Below are 18,576 nucleotides of genomic sequence, written 5' to 3'. Positions count from 1 at the left end.
GCATGGCGAGCGAGGCACCACCCTTCTGGTGGGAAAAGCCTGACTGGCGTGCCTGGGGGCTTGCGCCCCTGTCCTGGGTCTATGGCGCTATTGCTGGCCGACGGCTTCTTAAAGCGGAACCGCCAAAAATCGCGGCGCCCGTTCTCTGTATCGGTAATTTTACAGTGGGCGGCGCAGGCAAAACTCCGACTGCTATTGCCTTTTCAAAGGCCGCAAAAGCGCGCGGCTTACATCCCGGTATTGTTTCACGCGGTTATGGCGGCAATTACAAAGGGCTGCACATCGTTGATCCGTCCTCTGACAGCGCACGTCATGTCGGCGACGAACCGCTGCTGCTTGCGCGTCATGCGCCCGTAGCGCTTTGCCCGGATCGCTTGAAGTCGGCGCAGGAATTACATCGGCGCGGCTGCGACTTTATCATTATGGATGATGGTTTTCAGAGTGCACGACTGCATGCCGACTTTTCGCTGCTGGTGGTCGATTCGACACGCGGGATCGGCAACGGTCTGGTGATTCCTGCAGGTCCCTTGCGCGCGCCGTTGACTGACCAGATGCGCAAGACCGACGCTCTGCTGCGCATTGGCAAGGGTGGTGCGGCTGATTTTGTGGTGCGGCAGGCGTCACGTGCCGGGCGCGCCGTTTACGAGGCACGGTTGCTGCCTTCGTCGGCTTCAGCGGTTGCCGGCAATCGCTGGCTGGCTTTTGCGGGGATTGGCAACCCCGCCAAGTTCTTTGCCAGTGTGGAGGAGGCTGGCGGCGAGGTTGTGGAAAGTCAAACCTTCCCAGATCATTACAGCTATCAGCCGGATGATATTCGCAAACTCATTGTAACAGCGGACCGGCTTGGATTGGGCCTAATTACCACTGCCAAGGATCACGTTCGCCTGGTGACAATGAGTGACGTGCCGAATGAGTTTATGCGCGAATTAGCCGTACTCGATATAGATCTGCAATTTGAGCGTAAGGACGCGCTGGGCCATATTCTCGATATGGCAGTCGAGCGGTACAAAGCCCGCTCTTTATCGGCTTCTAAACCAGTTTAAGCCTTCTTGCGGCTGCGCAATTCAGGATTAAGTGCAAGCTCACGCTCGTAGGAAATCAGCCCCGACGCATAAGCTTCCTGGCGCGCTACGCTCCAATATTTCAACTCATCGAGCGGAACAGGTGCACCGGTCACGGCACAAAGCACAAAAGAGCCGTGCTTTACGATTTCAAAATCGCCGTCGAGATAACGCAGGACAGCTTCTGATGAGCGAGGTGATTCAAACTTGTTCATTGTGTAATTCCTTGATGCCAGAATCTATCAAGCAGCGAATGCTTCGTCCAGAGCGTGTCGCGTTTAATCGCACCCATGGTGCTCGCTCTAGATCCATTTAACTGCGACATGCTTTAGCCTCTGCTTAGCGCCGGCCAAACAATCGCTCAATATCGGTAAGTTTCAGCTCAATATAGGTGGGGCGTCCGTGATTGCATGTACCGGAGCCGGGTGTTGCCTCCATATCACGCAAGAGCGCATTCATTTCTTCAGGTTTAAGCCGTCGACCCGAACGCACTGAACCGTGGCAGGCCATGGTGGCAGCGACGTGGTTCAGCATCGCTTTGAGACCATCGGACGTGTCGTGCTCCGCAACTTCATCAGCCAAATCGCGGATAAGCTGCTGCACGTTCATCTCGCCTAGCATGGCAGGTGTTTCGCGCACAGCGATTGCGCCGGGGCCGAACTGTTCAATACCGAGGCCGAACCGAGACAGCGTTTCAGAATGGGCGGTGAGTCGCTCGGCATCTTCTTCCGGCAGGTCAACAATTTCGGGTATCAGCAGCATCTGCCCCGGTATCGGGCGAGAATGCAGCGCATTCTTCAACGCTTCATAGACGAGGCGCTCATGTGCTGCGTGCTGGTCTACGATGACCAGACTGTCTTCTGTCTGCGCGACGATATAATTTTCGTGAATCTGTGCACGTGCAGCGCCAAGTGGCTTCTGCATCGTTTCGACGGAGGCTTCCCCGATGGTGGCGCGTGCATCGGCTGCGGGTATTGTTGCAATCGTTGCCTGCTCGTCTTCATGAAAGGCAAGCGGGCTATCAAAACTCAGCGGCTTATGTGCCGGGTGTGCCGTTTGCGGCGACCATTCTGTACGTGGCGCGGATGGTGTCGCTGGTCGCCACGCAGGAGCCGCGTAATTGCCGGTAGAGGCGCGCGATTGAAATCCTTCAGCTCGGAACGCTTGCAGCATGGCTTCTGCGCCGCTTGTTGCCGGGCGTATGCCTGATTGTGCAAGCGCCTGCTTGATGGCACCCACAATAAGACCACGCACAAGGCCTGGATCACGGAAGCGAACATCTGCTTTGGCAGGATGCACGTTCACATCCACCAAAGATGGATCGAGTGTCAGAAACAGCACTGCCACTGGATGGCGGTCACGCGCAATGACATCGGAATATGCACCGCGCAGGGCGCCGAAAATCTGTTTATCGCGAACAGGGCGGCCATTCACATATGCAAATTGATGCAGTGCATTGCCCCGGTTAAATGATGGGATGCCGGCAAAACCCGCAAGTCTCACACCATCGCGCTCGGCATCAATATGCAGCGCATTCTCCGAAAATTCCTTGCCGAGTATCTGGCCTATACGCTCAAGCGTGGCATCGACACCGTTTCCGGTCGCGGGAAGTTCCAGCGGCGTCCGGTCCGTGCCTGCTAAGGAAAACCGAACCTGCGGGAAAGCAATGGCAATCCGTTTGACGATATCGGTGACGGCAGTGGCTTCGGCGCGATCTGTCTTCATGAATTTAAGACGCGCAGGCGTCGCATAAAAGAGGTCGCGTACTTCGGCAATGGTACCGCGATTAAGCGCCGCCGGACGTGGGCCTTCCAGATGCCCGCCGTTAACCGCCACTTCAAAGCCGGACTCGGCATCCTGCGGACGTGATTTCAGCGTGAGTTTTGAAACCGAACCGATGGACGGCAACGCTTCGCCGCGAAAACCCAGCGCGCGAATATCATTCACATCGTCAGTGAGCTTGGACGTGCAATGGCGTGAAACGGCGAGTGACAGCTCATTGGAAGGGATGCCAGAACCATTATCGGTCACGCGCAGAAGTGTCTTGCCGCCGCCAGCGGTCACAACCTCGATACGCGTTGCGCCAGCATCGATTGCATTTTCGACAAGTTCCTTGATCACGCTGGCTGGGCGTTCAATCACCTCGCCAGCGGCAATCTGGTTGATAATGGTTTCGCTTAAGTGCTGGATCGTCATGAAACGACTATAGCGGATTCGCGACTGCGAAAAACCGCCATTTGTCGATGATCCAGATCACATTTCGCGTATTCTTTATTTTATCAAGTACGACCATAAATGTCGTCGTAACGGACGATGTCATCTTCGCCGAGATATTCGCCGCTTTGCACTTCAATGAGAACGAGCGGCAGAATGCCCGGATTTTCTAGACGGTGCTTGAAGCCGCAAGGGATATAGGTCGATTGATTGTTGGTGAGCAGGATTTCCCGCTCGCCATTGACGACCTTTGCCGTGCCGGAAACCACAATCCAGTGTTCGGAACGATGATGATGCGCCTGCAAGCTCAGACGGCGACCGGGCTTGACCTCGATACGCTTGATCTTGAAACCATCGCCTTCTTCCAGAACCGTATAAGTGCCCCATGGACGGTGTGCCGTGCGGTGCAGTTTTGCCGCTTCGTGACCTTGAGCGCGCAACTTGTTGAAGACCTTGCGCACATCCTGCGCCTTATCGCGATGGGCGACAAGCAGGGCATCTGGCGTATCGACAACGAGAAGATCGTGAACGCCAACGAGGCTGACCAGACGCGTTTCCGAAAGAACAAAGCTGTCGGTTGTTTCTTCGAGGACCGTTTCCCCACGCAGACGATTGCCGTCAGCGTCCGGCTCGATCAGATCGGCCATTGCCGCCCACGAGCCAATATCGGACCAGCCACAGGAAACAGGGATGCAGGCGATGTTGTCTGCCTTTTCCATGACAGCATAGTCGATGGAAATGGCAGGCGTTGCCGCAAACTGATCCTTGGCGATTTCCAGCGTTCTGGTTTCGCCATTCACACCCCGGCGTGAGTGCTCAAGCGCTGATCTGGCACCTTCCAGGACTTCAGGAGCATGGCGCTGCATGGCGTCAATCATCGTGAGGGCCTTAAAGCAGAACATGCCGGAATTCCAATAATAGCGGCCGCTCTCAACATAGGTCTGTGCAGTCTCTGCATCCGGTTTTTCAACAAAGCGCCGAACGTCAGTGCCATCGACTTCGATGTAGCCAAAGCCTGTCTCAGGATGATCCGGAACAATGCCGAAAGTGACAATGCGGCCGGCTTCGGCAAGTTTGCGTGCTTCGACTACCGCAGCTGCGAAAGCCGCTTCATCTTCGATCAGATGGTCGGCTGGCATGATCAGCAAAGTCGCATCGGCACCATAGGTTGATGCGGCCTGAAGCGCTGCCAATGCTACAGCGGGCGCTGTATCGCGGCCGAGCGGTTCAAGAAGAAATGTATTGTCGATCTTGCGCGCGTCAGCATCAGCATAGGCATCGAGCGTCAGAAACAGGAAATCGCGGTTTGTGACCGTGAGAATTTGATCTGCATCCTGAAGGCGCGAAGCGCGCGCATAGGTCTTTCCGATCAACGTGCCGCCATCTGGCAGTTCGATGAAGGGTTTTGGGTGGGCGTCGCGTGAAAGCGGCCAGAGTCTGGAACCAGAACCGCCGCTGATGATAACCGGGATAAAGCTCATTTGCTGGTGGCATCCTTCGTTGCGTTACGGGCGATTTCGAGTCCCATTGTCAATAATTCACTGGCCTGAGCTTCGCTGGCAGATTCGACATAGCAGCGTAGTTCCGGTGCATTTCCTGACGCACGATAATGCACCGCATTACCTGATTTGAAGAACAGCTTTACGCCATCGATTGCTTCAAACCGTATAACAGGGTCAGTTGCCGGGAAAAGCTGAATACGTGCGTCTTCCTGCGTGATGACTGACAGAAATGCGGCACTTTTTTCTTGCGGCACATTCTGCAAGCGATCGCTCAATGCAATTCGAAAGCCATAGCTGTGCGCGATTTCGGAAAGAGGCGTTTGCGTTTGTTTGATCGTGCTCAGACAAGCAAGGATTGGCAGAAGCGCGTCGCGCGTTGGGAGCGCAGATAGTTGCCGACCGCCTTTGCCGATAGCGCTTCCTAGAAGCACGCCGCCATTTGCTTCAAATCCAACCACGCTCTTTGCGTTTTCGTTCAGAGCCTGCTGCATACCGGCAATCACATATGGCGAGCCGACGCGTGTACGTAAAACGCGGCCAAACTTTCCGCACTCTTCCAGCGCTGCATTGGAAGTGACTGGCGTGACGATGACATCGGCACCGACCCAGGCAGATGTGATGGCGCCCACAAGGTCGCCACGCACAAAATTTCCATGCTCGTCTGCAATAAGAGGGCGGTCTGCGTCGCCATCAGTTGAGACGATAGCATCAAATTGGTCATGCTTTGCCCATTGCGCAAGAAGATGAATATCTTCCGGGCGTAGCGCTTCGGTATCGACCGGCACAAAAACATCGGACCGGCCAAGTGCGACTGTTTCTGCACCAAGCGCGCCAAGGACATTGGTGAGAAGATCACGTGCTACCGACGAATGCTGATACACACCGACTTTCAGTCCTGTGAGGCCGTTGGCGCCGAAAAGCTGGATATAGCGCTCGGCATAGGCATTGATCGCGCTATCGCTTACTGGCAAGCCCACTGCTTTCCGTGATGCAATATCAGACGGGAGAGCAACATAAGCCGCACTTATCGCGGCTTCGTCATCCTTATCGATTTCACCATCGGCGCGATAAAATTTCAGTCCATTGCGGTCATCTGGAATATGACTGCCGGTAACCATGATACAGGGCGCATTTTGCGCCATGGCATAATAGCTCAGAGCAGGTGTGGGCAAGACCCCGCAATCAACAGGTGTGAAGCCTGCATCTTCAATCGCGCCCATGGCAAGTGCTGCGATATCAGGGCTTGATGGGCGCAAATCCTGACCGACAAACACTTTGTCGCCGGTATTCAGGTTACCTGTTGATTTCAGCATATGCACAAATGCCAGCGAATAGGCATAAGCAGGCAATCCGTTAAGCTCGGTCGCCAGTCCTCTGAGACCGCTTGTGCCGAATTTGAGGGAATTGCCTGTCATGCCGTGTCCGAACCTGTCTTCAGATGAAAATCGATCTGTTGCATATACACTGTTAGAATAGCCTTTTATGCGCCCGAAAGGGCACTCAGCGCTCTCATTCCAATATCAGGCTCTGTAAAAGCCGTTTCTCATATCGCGTATATTACGGACCGTTTCAATCGCTGCGTGTTTATGTGGTTATCGAGAGCTTTCCGCTTAAGCGGTTCCAGTTGGTATTGAACCGTTGGAACCGCTCAATCTATTTGGTTTGGCGCATTTTTTGAACGCAAAACCGGTTTGCACTTTTGGCTAAGATGCTCAAACATAGTCCCGATGAGCGGGCAAGTTGAGGTCTGGCAGACTTTCGGCCTGCATCACCGCACGGGCAATGGCATGAGCCATCACAGTTGAGGCAATAGCACCGATGGCCGTCACATCAGCTTCAACACCTTCTGCCTTGCCTGTCGAGAGCGCAAAGATCGTATCGCCATCCCACATTGTGTGGATGGGGTTGATCGAACGGGCAAAGCCGTCATGTGCCATGCCAGCGATCTTTTTGAGTTCAGCCTTGTTGAACGGAACATTGGTTGCAATCGCACCAATGGTGGTGTTGGCACCGCCGGATTTGACGACATTGCGACCCTGCATGATCGAGTCCATGATGTTGCGGAAGCCTTTGCCGTCTTCGTTACGCGCTCCCGCCAGAATCTGCTGCGAGTTGGGGGCGTAGACATCGCCAACGGCGTTTACAGCGACAATCGCGCCGACCACGACTTCGGTTCCGGGAACCTTGTAGCTTGCTGTGCCAAGGCCGCCTTTCATCGCATACTCCATACCAAACATCTTGCCGACGGTTGCACCTGCGCCTGCGCCAATATTGCCTTCGCCGGAGGCTTCGGCTTTTGCAGCCTTACACGCCAGATATCCGGCTTCTTCATCAGGACGAACGGAAAAATCTCCCACACCAAGATCCATCAGGATGGCCGCAGGCACAATCGGAACGACACCCTTGCCGATTTTGAAACCGAGATTGTTCTCTTCGAGATAGCGCATCACACCAGTCGCGGCACTGAGACCATAAGCGCTGCCACCGGATAGCAGAATAGCTTGTACTTGTTGAACATAGTTCATTGGATCGAGGAGATCGGTTTCGCGTGTGCCGGGTGCGGAGCCACGCACATCGACGCCTGCCGTTGCTCCTTCTTCGCAGAGTAGAACGGTGCAGCCGGTTGGGCGCTTGGTCAGCGTATGATGCCCGAGTTTCATTCCCGGGACATCGGTAATGCTTCCGCCCATCAATTCCAGCATGCTTGTTTCTCCCCTTTGTGCTGCTGTTGCCGAACCGACTATGAAGGGTATTGTCCCCAACCCTGCAAGCGATTTTGCGAATGTTCTTCGATCCATAGTTATGTCCTCCCCCAAGATGGATTTTTATTCAGGTAATATATTCTTTTCCCTTGCGCGACGCTGACGCAAGACATCTGCCACGAATGTTCGCGACAAGGCGTGATAGAGCGGCTCATGTGAAATAAGCCGGGCGGTGCCATATCCCAGCATCGATGCACACATCAGCGGAATGACGTTGTTGTGGTTGCCGGTCATTTCCAGAATGATGACAAAGGCAGTCATAGGGGCTTGCACTACGCCGGCAAAGTAGCCCGCCATACCCAGAACGGCTGCGAGACTGATGCTGGTTCCAAGAAGCAGCCCTATGGTGCTGCCGAGTCCCGCGCCGACGGACAAGGATGGTGCAAATATGCCGCCGGGGATGCCGGACACCATAGAGAGAAGCCCTGCAATAAATTTCTCCACGAAATAGAATGGAGACAGCGGCAGACCTTCTACTGCACTACGGGCTTGATCATATCCGGTGCCAAAAGTCGCTCCACCCGATGCAACGCCGATGATGGCGATCACCAGACCACAGGCGCCTGCTATAAGTACGGTATCCCGAAGCGGTGCCTTCTGAACGCGGCGTCGTACACGATTTGTCAGATTAAGTGCGAGCGCACTGAATGCAGCGCCGAATGCACCACCAATCACGCCACAGCCGATTACCAGAACCCAATCCATATGAGTTGTAACGGTTACAGTCGTCAGACCGAAATAGTTATAGTTGCCGACAAGGCCGAGCGAGGCGAGACCTGCGAGGATAACTGCGGAGAGAACCAGGCCGTTGGTTCTGGATGCATAGGCGCGCCCCATTTCTTCGATGGCGAAAACGATGCCCGCAAGCGGCGTATTGAAGGCTGCCGCGATGCCAGCTGCGGAGCCCGCCAGAATGAGTCCACGCGCTTGTTCCATGCTGCCGATGCGTGCCGATAACAGCATGATCGATGCGCCGATCTGCACGGTGGGACCTTCACGGCCGATGGACGCACCAGAAAAAAGACCAACAATGGTAAGGACGATCTTACCAAAAGCAATCTTCAGCGAGAGGAGCAACGTTCTGTCTTCATGATTGTTCAGGTGACGGGCAGCAATTGCCTGCGGGATGCCGCTGCCGCCAGAGCCGGGGAAACAGGCAATTGCGATCCAGGAGCACAGCATGAAGCCAAGTGGTGTGATGATGAGCGGCAACCAAGCCCGCCATGGGCTGGCAGAGCCATCGGTCAATCTCTTGAACCAGTCCTGTGCAATATCTGCAGCTTCTGCAAAGGCTACGCTGATAAGGCCGATTGCGATTGCGCCACACCAGAAGACGAGCCGAGGCTTCCACAAACGTGGAGACATCCACATTGCCCGTGAACGGCGAATGAGTGGAACGCGTTGATATGATTTACGCATTGTGCCCCCTTTGGGCCAATTACACAAAGTATGCGGGCGATTTATCACGAAAATCGTTATCAGTAACTGAAACTTGTCCGCAAAAGACTTTCCAAGTAGTCATAACCATGTTACCAGCCGGTGCCAATTCAACACGAAACCCAGTCTAGTCGCAGCTCCCGGATGCTTACCGGAGAGGCGGCTTTTCTCATTCGGTAAAACCGGTAAAGGAATTGGCAATGGCAAAAATCGTGGAATCTTCCACTGGCGCGCTCGCTCTTACTTTTGATGATGTGCTTTTGCAGCCGGGCCATTCCGAAGTGATGCCCGGACAGGTCGATCTGCGCACACGTATTGCCAAAGATATCGAGCTTAATCTGCCGCTACTCTCCGCTGCAATGGACACCGTGACGGAATCGCGTTTGGCCATCGCTATGGCGCAGTCGGGTGGCATTGGTGTTATTCATCGCAATCTGACACCTGAGCGTCAGGCCGAGGAAGTCCGGCAGGTCAAGAAGTTTGAATCCGGCATGGTGGTAAATCCTGTCACGATCGGACCAGATGCGACGCTTGCCGATGCACAGGCAATCATGAAGGCGCACCGCATTTCCGGAATTCCTGTTGTCGAAAATGCTGGCAAAGGTCCGGGCCGTCTGGTCGGCATTTTGACCAATCGTGATGTGCGGTTTGCTTCTGACCCGGCGCAGAAAATCTACGAACTGATGACGCGCGAAAACCTTATCACTGTGCGTGAAAACGTGCAGCAGGATGAAGCCAAGCGCTTGCTGCATGCTCACCGCATCGAAAAGCTGCTGGTTGTCGACGATCAGGGGCGTTGCGTAGGCCTCATTACGGTCAAGGACATTGAAAAGTCGCAGCTCAATCCAAATGCTGCCAAGGATGCACAAGGTCGTCTGCGTGCTGCTGCTGCTACGAGCGTTGGTGAAGACGGCTATGAGCGTGCCGAACGTTTGATTGATGCAGGCGTCGACCTTTTGGTTGTCGATACAGCGCATGGTCATTCGCAGCGTGTTCTCGATGCCGTTGCACGCATCAAGAAGGCTTATCCGAATGTAGCTATTCTCGCAGGTAATGTTGCTACGGCTTCAGGCACACAGGCACTGATCGATGCAGGTGCGGACTCCGTCAAGGTCGGTATCGGACCGGGTTCGATCTGCACCACGCGTATTGTTGCAGGCGTTGGTGTTCCGCAGCTTTCCGCAATCATGTCGGCGGTTGAAGCAGCTCACAAGCACAACATTCCGGTAATCGCCGATGGTGGTATCAAGTTCTCCGGCGATTTTGCCAAAGCGCTTGCTGCCGGAGCGGTTGCAGCCATGGCAGGCTCGCTACTGGCGGGTACGGAAGAAAGCCCGGGTGAAGTCTATCTGCATCAGGGTCGTTCATTCAAATCCTACCGCGGCATGGGTTCGGTCGGGGCGATGGCGCGTGGCTCGGCGGATCGTTACTTCCAAGCTGAAGTCCGTGATGAACTGAAGCTCGTCCCGGAAGGCATCGAAGGTCAGGTTGCTTACAAGGGGCCGATCTCGGCAGTTCTACACCAGCTCGCTGGTGGGCTGCGCGCTTCCATGGGCTATGTCGGCGCAAAGACGCTGGAAGAGTTCCGTGACAAGGCGACCTTCGTTCGCATTTCTAATGCGGGCCTGCGTGAAAGCCATTCACACGGTGTATCGATCACCCGTGAAAGCCCGAATTACCCGGGCGGCATGTAAGCGTTGCATTTATAGTTCTGAGAAGGCGGCTTTCGAGCCGCCTTTTTATTTTGCAAGCGAAGGCAATTCATCATCCTTGATGAGAAGATTGTTCGCACTTTCGATGATGCACTCGGCAAGTGCCTGAAAATCTTTGCGACGCTTACTTTGTCTTCGCCAGAAGAGCGCGATTTCGCGCTTTGGCTGCTCGCCTTCAAACGGGACGATGCGCATGTGATTACTGCGCGCTTCGGCACGAACAGCAATCTCAGGAATCAGCGTCAGGCCCATGCCATGGCTCACCATTTGCAGCAGTGTCGTCATGCTGGTCGCGCCATATTTCACAAGTTGCCGCTTTGATGGCAAAGAGCAGACCGCCAGCGCCTGATCGCGCATACAATGGCCTTCTTCAAGTAACAGCAAGCGATCAAGCGCCACGCTATCCTGTGTCATGGGCGACGAGAGGATCGTCCGGTCATTGCTGGACGTCGCGATCAGAAAGCGGTCGTCGAAGAGTTTTTCATGCGCAAGTCGATCATCCGTGATTGGAAGCGCTGCAACAATAGCGTCGATTTCGCCTGCATGAAGTTCATCGAGAAGCTTGGCTGTCACGCTTTCACGCAGTTGCAGCCGAAAAGACGGGTGCCGGTCTCTGAGCAGTGGAATGAGATGCGGCACGAGATAGGGCGCGACTGTCGGAATGATCCCAAGACGCAGCTGAGTTTGCAGCAAGCCTTTGCTTTGTGCCGAGATTTCCTCCAGCGCGTGCAACTCTTTGAGAATCGTTCTGATGCCGGGAAGAAGTTCACGGCCAAGCTCTGTCATGATGACTTTACGTTGTGAGCGTTCAAATAGTGACGCGCCAGCGACGGCTTCCATTTCGGCGATCTGAGCTGATAGGGCAGGCTGTGAAATATGCGCGAGCTCAGCTGCTTTTCGAAAATGAAGTGTGCTGGCAAGCGCATCGAAATAGCGCATTTGTCTAATCGTAAACATGATAGGAAAATCCTATCAATAATAACATAAAAAGCAATTGGAGATTATTATTGGAACAAGTCTAAACTGCTTTTGTTACCCAGCCAGAGCGTGTCGTAGCAGGGCTACTTCATGCCAAAAGCCAGGCTGATTGCTGGATAGACCAATTTATTTTAGGAGGGAAATTCCCATGGCAGACCGTCCGATTATGACTACAAGCGCTGGTGCGCCAATCCCGGATAACCAGAATTCCCTTACCGCTGGTGAGCGCGGTCCCGTTTTGCTGCAGGACTATCAGCTGATTGAAAAGCTGTCGCACCAGAACCGTGAGCGTATTCCTGAACGCGTTGTTCACGCCAAGGGTTGGGGTGCATTCGGCACGCTGACAATTACTGGCGATATTTCCAAATACACCAAGGCCAAGGCTCTGCAGCCTGGCGCGAAAACCCCGATGCTGGCTCGCTTCTCGACTGTTGCCGGTGAGCAGGGTGCAGCCGATGCTGAGCGCGATGTGCGCGGCTTTGCACTGAAGTTCTACACCGAAGAAGGCAACTGGGATCTGGTTGGCAACAATACGCCGGTCTTCTTCGTGCGTGATCCACTGAAGTTCCCCGATTTCATCCACACCCAGAAGCGTCACCCAAAGAGCAACCTGCGTTCGGCAACCGCCATGTGGGATTTCTGGTCGCTTTCGCCGGAGAGCCTACATCAGGTAACGATTCTGATGTCGGATCGCGGATTGCCGACTGATGTGCGTCACATCAATGGTTATGGCTCGCATACCTACTCGTTCTGGAATGATGCTGGTGAGCGTTATTGGGTCAAGTTCCACTTCAAGACCTTGCAAGGTCACAAGCACTGGACCAATGACGAAGCTGAGCGCGTGATCGGCCGTACACGTGAATCCACGCAGGAAGATCTGTTCACCTCCATTGATAAGGGCGAGTTCCCGCAGTGGAAGGTTCAGGTACAGATTATGCCCGAACTGGATGCCGACAAGACTCCTTATAACCCGTTCGATCTTACCAAGGTGTGGCCACATGCTGACTATCCGCCAATCGATATTGGCGTGATGGAGCTCAACCGCAACGCGGAAAATTACTTCACCGAGATCGAAAACGCGGCGTTTTCGCCATCAAATATCGTGCCGGGCATCAGTTATTCGCCTGACAAGATGCTACAGGCACGCCTGTTCTCTTATGCCGATGCCCATCGCCATCGCCTTGGTACGCATTATGAGAATCTTCCGGTCAACCAGCCGAAGTGCCCTGTGCATCACTACCATCGTGATGGTCAGATGAACACTTTTGGCGGCATCGCAACGGGCAACCCTGATGCCTACTACGAACCAAACTCGTTCAATGGACCTGTCGAGCAGCCAACGGCCAAGGAACCGCCACTGCGCATTACTGGTGATGCCGATCGCTACAATCACCGCATCGGCAATGATGATTATTCGCAGCCGCGTGCATTGTTTAATCTGTTTGATGATGGTGAAAAAGCGCGCCTGTTCTCGAATATTGCGGCAGCAATGACCGGCGTCCCGGGTTTTATCGTCGAGCGACAGCTCGCTCATTTCAAGCTGGCGCACCCCGATTATGAAGCCGGTGTTCGCAAAGCATTGAAAGAAGCACACGGCTATGAGGCCAACACCATCGCTCTTGAAGAAGAGTCGACCGCAGCGGCTGAATAAGCTGGCAGGTGCAGGTGTTAAAAAGCCGGAGCAACTGTCCCGGCTTTTTGCTTTTGAACTGAGTTAAAAACGTAACGAGTCCCATTTGCCGATTGCCTTTTCCCATCAAGGAAGGCTATGCCCGACGCTTAAGATGTGAAGGAGTGGTAATGCGGCTTGGCGGACGCCTTCAGGCGGCGATTGAGGTTCTGAACGATATTGAAGCGGGCAAGCGCCCAGCTTCCGACGCGCTCAAGGATTGGGGTGCCTCGCACCGCTTTGCAGGCGCTGGCGATCGTGCAGTTATCGGCAATATTGTTTATGATGCGCTTCGCCGTAAACTATCCATCGCCTGGCGCATGGATGCAGATGACGCACGTGCATTGGCCCATGGTGCGCTGATCTCCGAAGGTGGTATGGATTTCGCTGCTATTGATGCCGCGCTTGAAGGTGATAAATTTGCCCCTGAATCCCTGGACGCCGCACGTCGCGATGCGTGGACCAGCCGCGATCTTTCTGCTGCACCAGCATTTGTAAAAGCTGATGTACCCGAATGGTGCATTCCTTCGCTGGAAGCATTGTTTGGTGAGCGCTGGGTGGAAGAGGCTGCGGCCCTTGCGACACGCCCGCCCGTTGATCTCAGAGTCAATCTGCTGAAGGCCACACCGCAGGCAACGTTGGCCGCTCTCGAAAAGGCAGGTGTTGCAAAGGCGCCGCTCCTTGATCAGGCGTTACGCATTCCTCCGATTGAAGCACTTGGACGTCATCCGAATGTGCAGACTGATCAGGCGTTTCTTGACGGTTGGTTTGAGGTGCAGGATCTGGGTTCGCAGATGGCTGCCTTGTTTGCTGGTGCTAAACCCGGTGAGCAGGTGCTGGATTATTGTGCGGGCGCTGGTGGCAAGACGCTGGCGCTGGCTGCTGCTATGCAAAATAGCGGACAGGTTCACGCTTATGATGCCGAACGCGCGCGTCTCTCGCCGATGCATGACAGATTGCAAAGAGCAGGTGTGCGAAACACGCAGATTCATGGCAACCTAGATGCGCTTGCGCCACTTATTGAACGCATGGACCTTGTGCTCACCGATGCGCCATGCACGGGCTCTGGCACGTGGCGACGCAGACCGGACGCAAAATGGCGTCTGAATGATCAGCAGCTTGAACGTCGTGTGCAGGACCAGCAGGAAGTGTTGGAAGCGGCCAAGCATTATGTGAAACCGGGTGGACGACTAGTTTATGTGACCTGTTCGCTTTTTGACGAAGAAAATACACGGCAGGTTGAGCGCTTCCTCACTGAGAACAGCAATTATTCGGAAGTGGCTCCGGCGGAACTTTGGAGCAGGGTGGTTCCGGAAGCTGGTACGGTTGCGCCGGTGTATCCGGCGCGCGGCAGCGTATTTTCCCCATTGTCAACGAACACAGATGGGTTTTATGTGAGTGTCTTACAAAAGCACAGCTGAGCTCGGGGACCATTATGCCAGCGCATAGAATAGCCGAGCCCGATTTTAAGGAACGCGTTGAGGAGAGTTTCGGTCGACAGGCCGCCATGAAGTTGATCGGAGCCGAACTCACGCGCTGTGAGCCAGGCATCGTCGAAGTCGAAATGCCGTTTCGCGAAGAGCTGACACAGCAGCACGGCATTCTTCACGCCGGCATAATTTCCGCGGCATTGGACTCTGCCTGCGGTTATGCAGCCCTCAGTCTTATGCCGACTGACGCTGCAGTGCTTACAATAGAGTTCAAGGTCAATCTGCTAGCCCCCGGTAGAGGTGACCGTTTTCTGTTCCGTGGTGAGGTTACCAAGCCCGGACGGACGATTATGGTCAGTGATGGACAGGCTTTCGCTGTGACGGACACGGAAGTGCGTCTTATTGCGACCATGACAGGCACAATGATGGTTGTTCAGGATCGTAAGGGGCTACAGGGATGATCAAAAGCATTGCAGGAAAACGCCTTCTTTATGTCATGGCGACAGAAGCGGAATATGGTCCGTATCTGAGTTCGCTCTTCTTGCCACTGATGAGCGGCGTCGGTCCGGTTGAATCAGCAATCAATCTGACACGTGTTCTCACAGTATTGGAACAGCAGGGCGAATTGCCTGATCTGATCGTCTCGCTCGGTTCCGCTGGATCGGCGACACTGCCACAGGCCGATGTCTATCAGGTCTCATCAGTCGCTTACCGCGATATGGATGCTTCCCCCTTAGGCTTTGAAAAAGGCTGCACGCCATTTCTGGACTTGCCGAAGACCATTGAATTGCCATGTCTTGTGCCGGGTCTTCCAAGCGCGACACTTTCAACGGGTGCAAATATCGTCTCCGGAAAAGCCTATGAGACAATTGAAACCGATATGGTGGATATGGAGACGTATGCCTGCCTGCGCGCATGTCAGGCATATGGCATCACGCTGATTGGTCTGCGTGGAATTTCCGACGGCATACGAGAATTGCAGCATGTGGGTGACTGGACGGAATTCCTGCACATCATCGACGAGAAACTCGCAAGTGCGGTCGAAGAGCTGGAAGCGGCGATTTTTGACGGTGTCCTGATACTTCCTGGCACTTCCTGACAATGATATGTCAGTATAGGCCAAGTTTCTCTGTTTGATTGTTGAAACGTGGCACTTCGTCCATTGCATTTTGGCTGCTTTTTATCTAGATGCTCCGCATGAGCACCACGGCACATCCTGACACTATCCTTATCATCGACTTTGGCAGCCAAGTCACGCAGCTGATTGCACGCCGCGTACGCGAAGCTGGAGTCTATTCCGAAATCGTTCCGTTCCAGTTGGCGGAAGATGCCTATAAGCGCATTAATCCGAAGGCTGTGATCCTGTCGGGTAGTCCACACTCGACAACGGACATCGGCAGCCCGCGCGCTCCACAGGCAATTTTCGAGGCGGGCATCCCTGTTCTTGGCATTTGCTACGGCGAGCAGACCATGTGCGCCCAGCTGGGTGGCAAGGTCGAAAGCGGCCATGACCGCGAGTTCGGTCGCGCCTTCCTCGAAGTTCAGGAAGACAGCGCGCTGTTTGCTGGCATCTGGGCCAAGGGCACACGTCATCAGGTCTGGATGAGCCATGGCGACCGCGTCACAGCGCTCCCTGAAGGCTTCAAGGTCATCGGCACATCGCCAAATGCACCTTTTGCAGCTATTTCGGATGAGAAACGCAAGTATTTCGCGGTTCAATTCCACCCGGAAGTGGTGCATACGCCAGATGGCGCGAAGCTCATTCAGAATTTCGTTCACAACATCGTCGGTATAAAGCCTGACTGGACCATGTCTGCCTATCGCGAACAGGCTGTTGACGCCATCCGCAAACAGGTCGGTAAGGGTAAGGTCATCTGCGCTCTCTCCGGTGGCGTTGACTCGTCAGTTGCCGCTCTCCTGATTCATGAAGCAGTTGGCGATCAGCTGACTTGTATTCTTGTTGACCACGGATTGATGCGCAAGAACGAGGCTGCCGATGTGGTGGCCATGTTCAAGGAGCATTATAATCTGCCGCTGATCCTCGTGAACGCGCAGGATCGTTTCATTGGCGCTCTCGAAGGCGAAAGCGATCCGGAAAAGAAGCGCAAGACCATTGGTCGTCTGTTCATCGAAGTTTTCGAAGAAGAAGCGAACAAGCTCGGCGGCGCGGACTTCCTTGCTCAGGGTACGTTGTATCCAGACGTTATCGAAAGCGTCTCGTTTACCGGTGGCCCCTCGGTCACGATCAAGTCGCACCACAATGTTGGTGGTTTGCCAGAGCGCATGAACATGCAGCTGGTCGAGCCTTTGCGCGAACTCTTCAAGGATGAAGTGCGCGTACTCGGTAAGGAACTTGGTCTTCCTGACAGCTTCATCGGACGTCATCCATTCCCCGGCCCGGGTCTTGCGATCCGTTGCCCGGGCGGCATTACGCGCGAAAAGCTTGAAATTCTGCGCGAAGCTGACGCGATTTATCTTGATGAAATCCGCAAGGCTGGTCTTTACGATGCCATCTGGCAGGCGTTCGCAGTTCTGCTTCCGGTTCAGACCGTTGGCGTTATGGGCGATGGCCGTACCTACGAATTCGTCTGCGCACTGCGTGCAGTGACTTCAGTTGATGGTATGACTGCTGACTTCTATCACTATGACATGAACTTCCTTGGCAATGCGGCCACTCGCATTATCAATGAAGTGCGCGGTATCAACCGCGTCGTCTATGATGTCACGTCGAAGCCCCCGGGCACGATTGAGTGGGAATGATTCTGACCTATCCGAATGCCGCCGATAGCACGCGAGATCTCTCCATAAGTGATTGAAATTATTAAATAATTCTACCGTCATCTATCGCCGTCTATCGCGGGGCAAGCCTCCGGATTGACGGTATAGATGACGGTATGGCGACTCTTGTCGCATCGGCAGATTGCATATACCGTCACGGCTTAGAGAGCTTGTGACGGTATTTTTTTTGACCTTACTCGATTGAGAATAAAGGGAAATTGGCCGTTCATAGAAGCCCATTTTGGGCTGACGGTATATTTGATCGCTCTCGCGCGTTTTTTGAACGATTTTGGAGGGTCCAATGCTGACTGACGCTGGTATCAAAGCGCTGAAACCAAAGGATAAATTATATAAGGTCGTGGACCGTGACGGTATGTACGTCGTGGTGCTACCGTCGGGGTCGGTCGTGTTCCGTTACGACTACCGTATGAACGGCCGGCGTGAGACCTTGACGCTCGGTCGATATGGGCCTGCCGACCTCTCTTTGGCCCGCGCACGGGAGAAGCTGATCGACGCGCAGCGGGCCATTCAGGAAGGGCGGTCGCCTGCGCAAGAGAAGCAGCGCGAAAAGCGCCGTATCAAGGAAGCAAAGAGCTTCGGGGAGTTTGGCGAGCGGTGGTTGCAAGAGCACCGGATGGCCGACAGCACCCGCGCGATGCGCCGCACGATTTACGAGCGGGACATCCTTCCCACGTTTCGGAACCGGCTGCTGACGGAAATCAGCCCCGAGGATCTTCGGGCGATGTGTGCAAAGGTGAAGGGGCGGGGAGCCCCGGCCACGGCGGTCCACGTTCGGGACATCGTGAAGCTAGTTTACGCCTTCGCGATCCTGCACGGGGAGAAGGTGGCGAACCCGGCCGATGAGGTCGGGCCTGCCTCGATCGCAACCTTCGTTCCCAAGGACCGCTCGCTATCGCCTGCCGAAATCCGGGTCATGCTGGACTTCCCCTTCAAAAGTGGAGGGCTTCTGTTAAATAAAAGTGACAGGAGAGTTAGAATTGAAGCAGCGAGAATTTACAGAAGAGTTCAAACG

General features: G+C 54.5%; 15 protein-coding genes. 8 read left to right on the top strand and 7 right to left on the bottom strand.

Annotation, left to right across the window (positions count from 1 at the left end; all coding sequences use genetic code 11):
- Positions 1 to 2 precede the first annotated feature (2 nt).
- Positions 3 to 1,043: a tetraacyldisaccharide 4'-kinase gene (gene lpxK / locus QBD00_RS11105; RefSeq protein ID WP_191793400.1), complete on the top strand. Its 1,041-nt coding sequence runs from the start codon at positions 3 to 5 to the stop codon at positions 1,041 to 1,043.
- Here the strand turns inward: lpxK and QBD00_RS11100 are convergent.
- The 6 genes from QBD00_RS11100 to QBD00_RS11075 form a co-directional block, all read right to left on the bottom strand.
- Entirely contained in the window at positions 1,040 to 1,276 is a 237-nt protein-coding gene (locus QBD00_RS11100) for a DUF2093 domain-containing protein (RefSeq protein ID WP_095444864.1), read from the bottom strand. The two genes, lpxK and QBD00_RS11100, sit on opposite strands and share 4 nt — an antisense overlap.
- Positions 1,277 to 1,400: 124 nt before the next feature.
- Positions 1,401 to 3,257, bottom strand: coding sequence for a DNA mismatch repair endonuclease MutL (mutL, locus tag QBD00_RS11095; protein WP_191793401.1), 1,857 nt, complete (start codon positions 3,255 to 3,257; stop codon positions 1,401 to 1,403).
- 83 nt (positions 3,258 to 3,340) lie between these two features.
- On the bottom strand, positions 3,341 to 4,756 hold the full coding sequence (locus QBD00_RS11090; protein WP_191793402.1) for a mannose-1-phosphate guanylyltransferase/mannose-6-phosphate isomerase: 1,416 nt from the start codon (positions 4,754 to 4,756) through the stop codon (positions 3,341 to 3,343).
- Positions 4,753 to 6,192: a phosphomannomutase gene (locus tag QBD00_RS11085; RefSeq protein WP_318579509.1), complete on the bottom strand. Its 1,440-nt coding sequence runs from the start codon at positions 6,190 to 6,192 to the stop codon at positions 4,753 to 4,755. The genes QBD00_RS11090 and QBD00_RS11085 overlap by 4 nt, the downstream gene beginning before the upstream one ends.
- Positions 6,193 to 6,489: 297 nt before the next feature.
- Positions 6,490 to 7,575 (bottom strand): P1 family peptidase, encoded by a 1,086-nt coding sequence (locus QBD00_RS11080; RefSeq protein ID WP_191793404.1) that lies wholly within the window; start codon positions 7,573 to 7,575, stop codon positions 6,490 to 6,492.
- A 27-nt stretch (positions 7,576 to 7,602) separates the two neighbouring features.
- Positions 7,603 to 8,958: a chloride channel protein gene (locus QBD00_RS11075; protein ID WP_318579508.1), complete on the bottom strand. Its 1,356-nt coding sequence runs from the start codon at positions 8,956 to 8,958 to the stop codon at positions 7,603 to 7,605.
- A gap of 218 nt (positions 8,959 to 9,176) precedes the next feature.
- Between QBD00_RS11075 and guaB the strand changes: the two genes are divergently transcribed.
- Entirely contained in the window at positions 9,177 to 10,670 is a 1,494-nt protein-coding gene (gene guaB, locus QBD00_RS11070; RefSeq protein ID WP_151090947.1) for an IMP dehydrogenase, read from the top strand.
- Positions 10,671 to 10,715: 45 nt separating this feature from the next.
- On the opposite strand, the gene QBD00_RS11065 is transcribed toward guaB, so the two are convergent.
- Positions 10,716 to 11,645: a hydrogen peroxide-inducible genes activator gene (locus QBD00_RS11065; protein ID WP_151090945.1), complete on the bottom strand. Its 930-nt coding sequence runs from the start codon at positions 11,643 to 11,645 to the stop codon at positions 10,716 to 10,718.
- Positions 11,646 to 11,814: 169 nt separating this feature from the next.
- On the opposite strand from QBD00_RS11065, the gene katA reads away from it, so the two are divergent.
- The 6 genes from katA to QBD00_RS11035 form a co-directional block, all read left to right on the top strand.
- Entirely contained in the window at positions 11,815 to 13,317 is a 1,503-nt protein-coding gene (gene katA, locus QBD00_RS11060; protein ID WP_191793406.1) for a catalase KatA, read from the top strand.
- A gap of 149 nt (positions 13,318 to 13,466) precedes the next feature.
- Complete coding sequence (locus QBD00_RS11055) at positions 13,467 to 14,756, top strand: RsmB/NOP family class I SAM-dependent RNA methyltransferase (protein WP_151090941.1); 1,290 nt, start codon at positions 13,467 to 13,469, stop codon at positions 14,754 to 14,756.
- Positions 14,757 to 14,770: 14 nt separating this feature from the next.
- Positions 14,771 to 15,226, top strand: coding sequence for a PaaI family thioesterase (locus QBD00_RS11050; RefSeq protein WP_095444854.1), 456 nt, complete (start codon positions 14,771 to 14,773; stop codon positions 15,224 to 15,226).
- Positions 15,223 to 15,864: a 5'-methylthioadenosine/S-adenosylhomocysteine nucleosidase gene (locus QBD00_RS11045; RefSeq protein WP_151090939.1), complete on the top strand. Its 642-nt coding sequence runs from the start codon at positions 15,223 to 15,225 to the stop codon at positions 15,862 to 15,864. Before QBD00_RS11050 ends, QBD00_RS11045 begins: the two co-directional genes overlap by 4 nt.
- A 98-nt stretch (positions 15,865 to 15,962) precedes the next feature.
- Positions 15,963 to 17,525, top strand: a complete 1,563-nt coding sequence (gene guaA, locus QBD00_RS11040; RefSeq protein WP_151090937.1) for a glutamine-hydrolyzing GMP synthase — start codon at positions 15,963 to 15,965, stop codon at positions 17,523 to 17,525.
- A gap of 319 nt (positions 17,526 to 17,844) precedes the next feature.
- A partial coding sequence (locus tag QBD00_RS11035; RefSeq protein WP_318579507.1) for a tyrosine-type recombinase/integrase occupies positions 17,845 to 18,576 on the top strand: 732 nt, incomplete at its 3' end.

This window comes from Ochrobactrum sp. AN78 (genome assembly GCF_029909885.1).
Taxonomy (GTDB): Bacteria; Pseudomonadota; Alphaproteobacteria; order Rhizobiales; family Rhizobiaceae; genus Brucella; species Brucella quorumnocens.
This window is presented reverse-complemented; position numbering and strand designations above follow the sequence as displayed.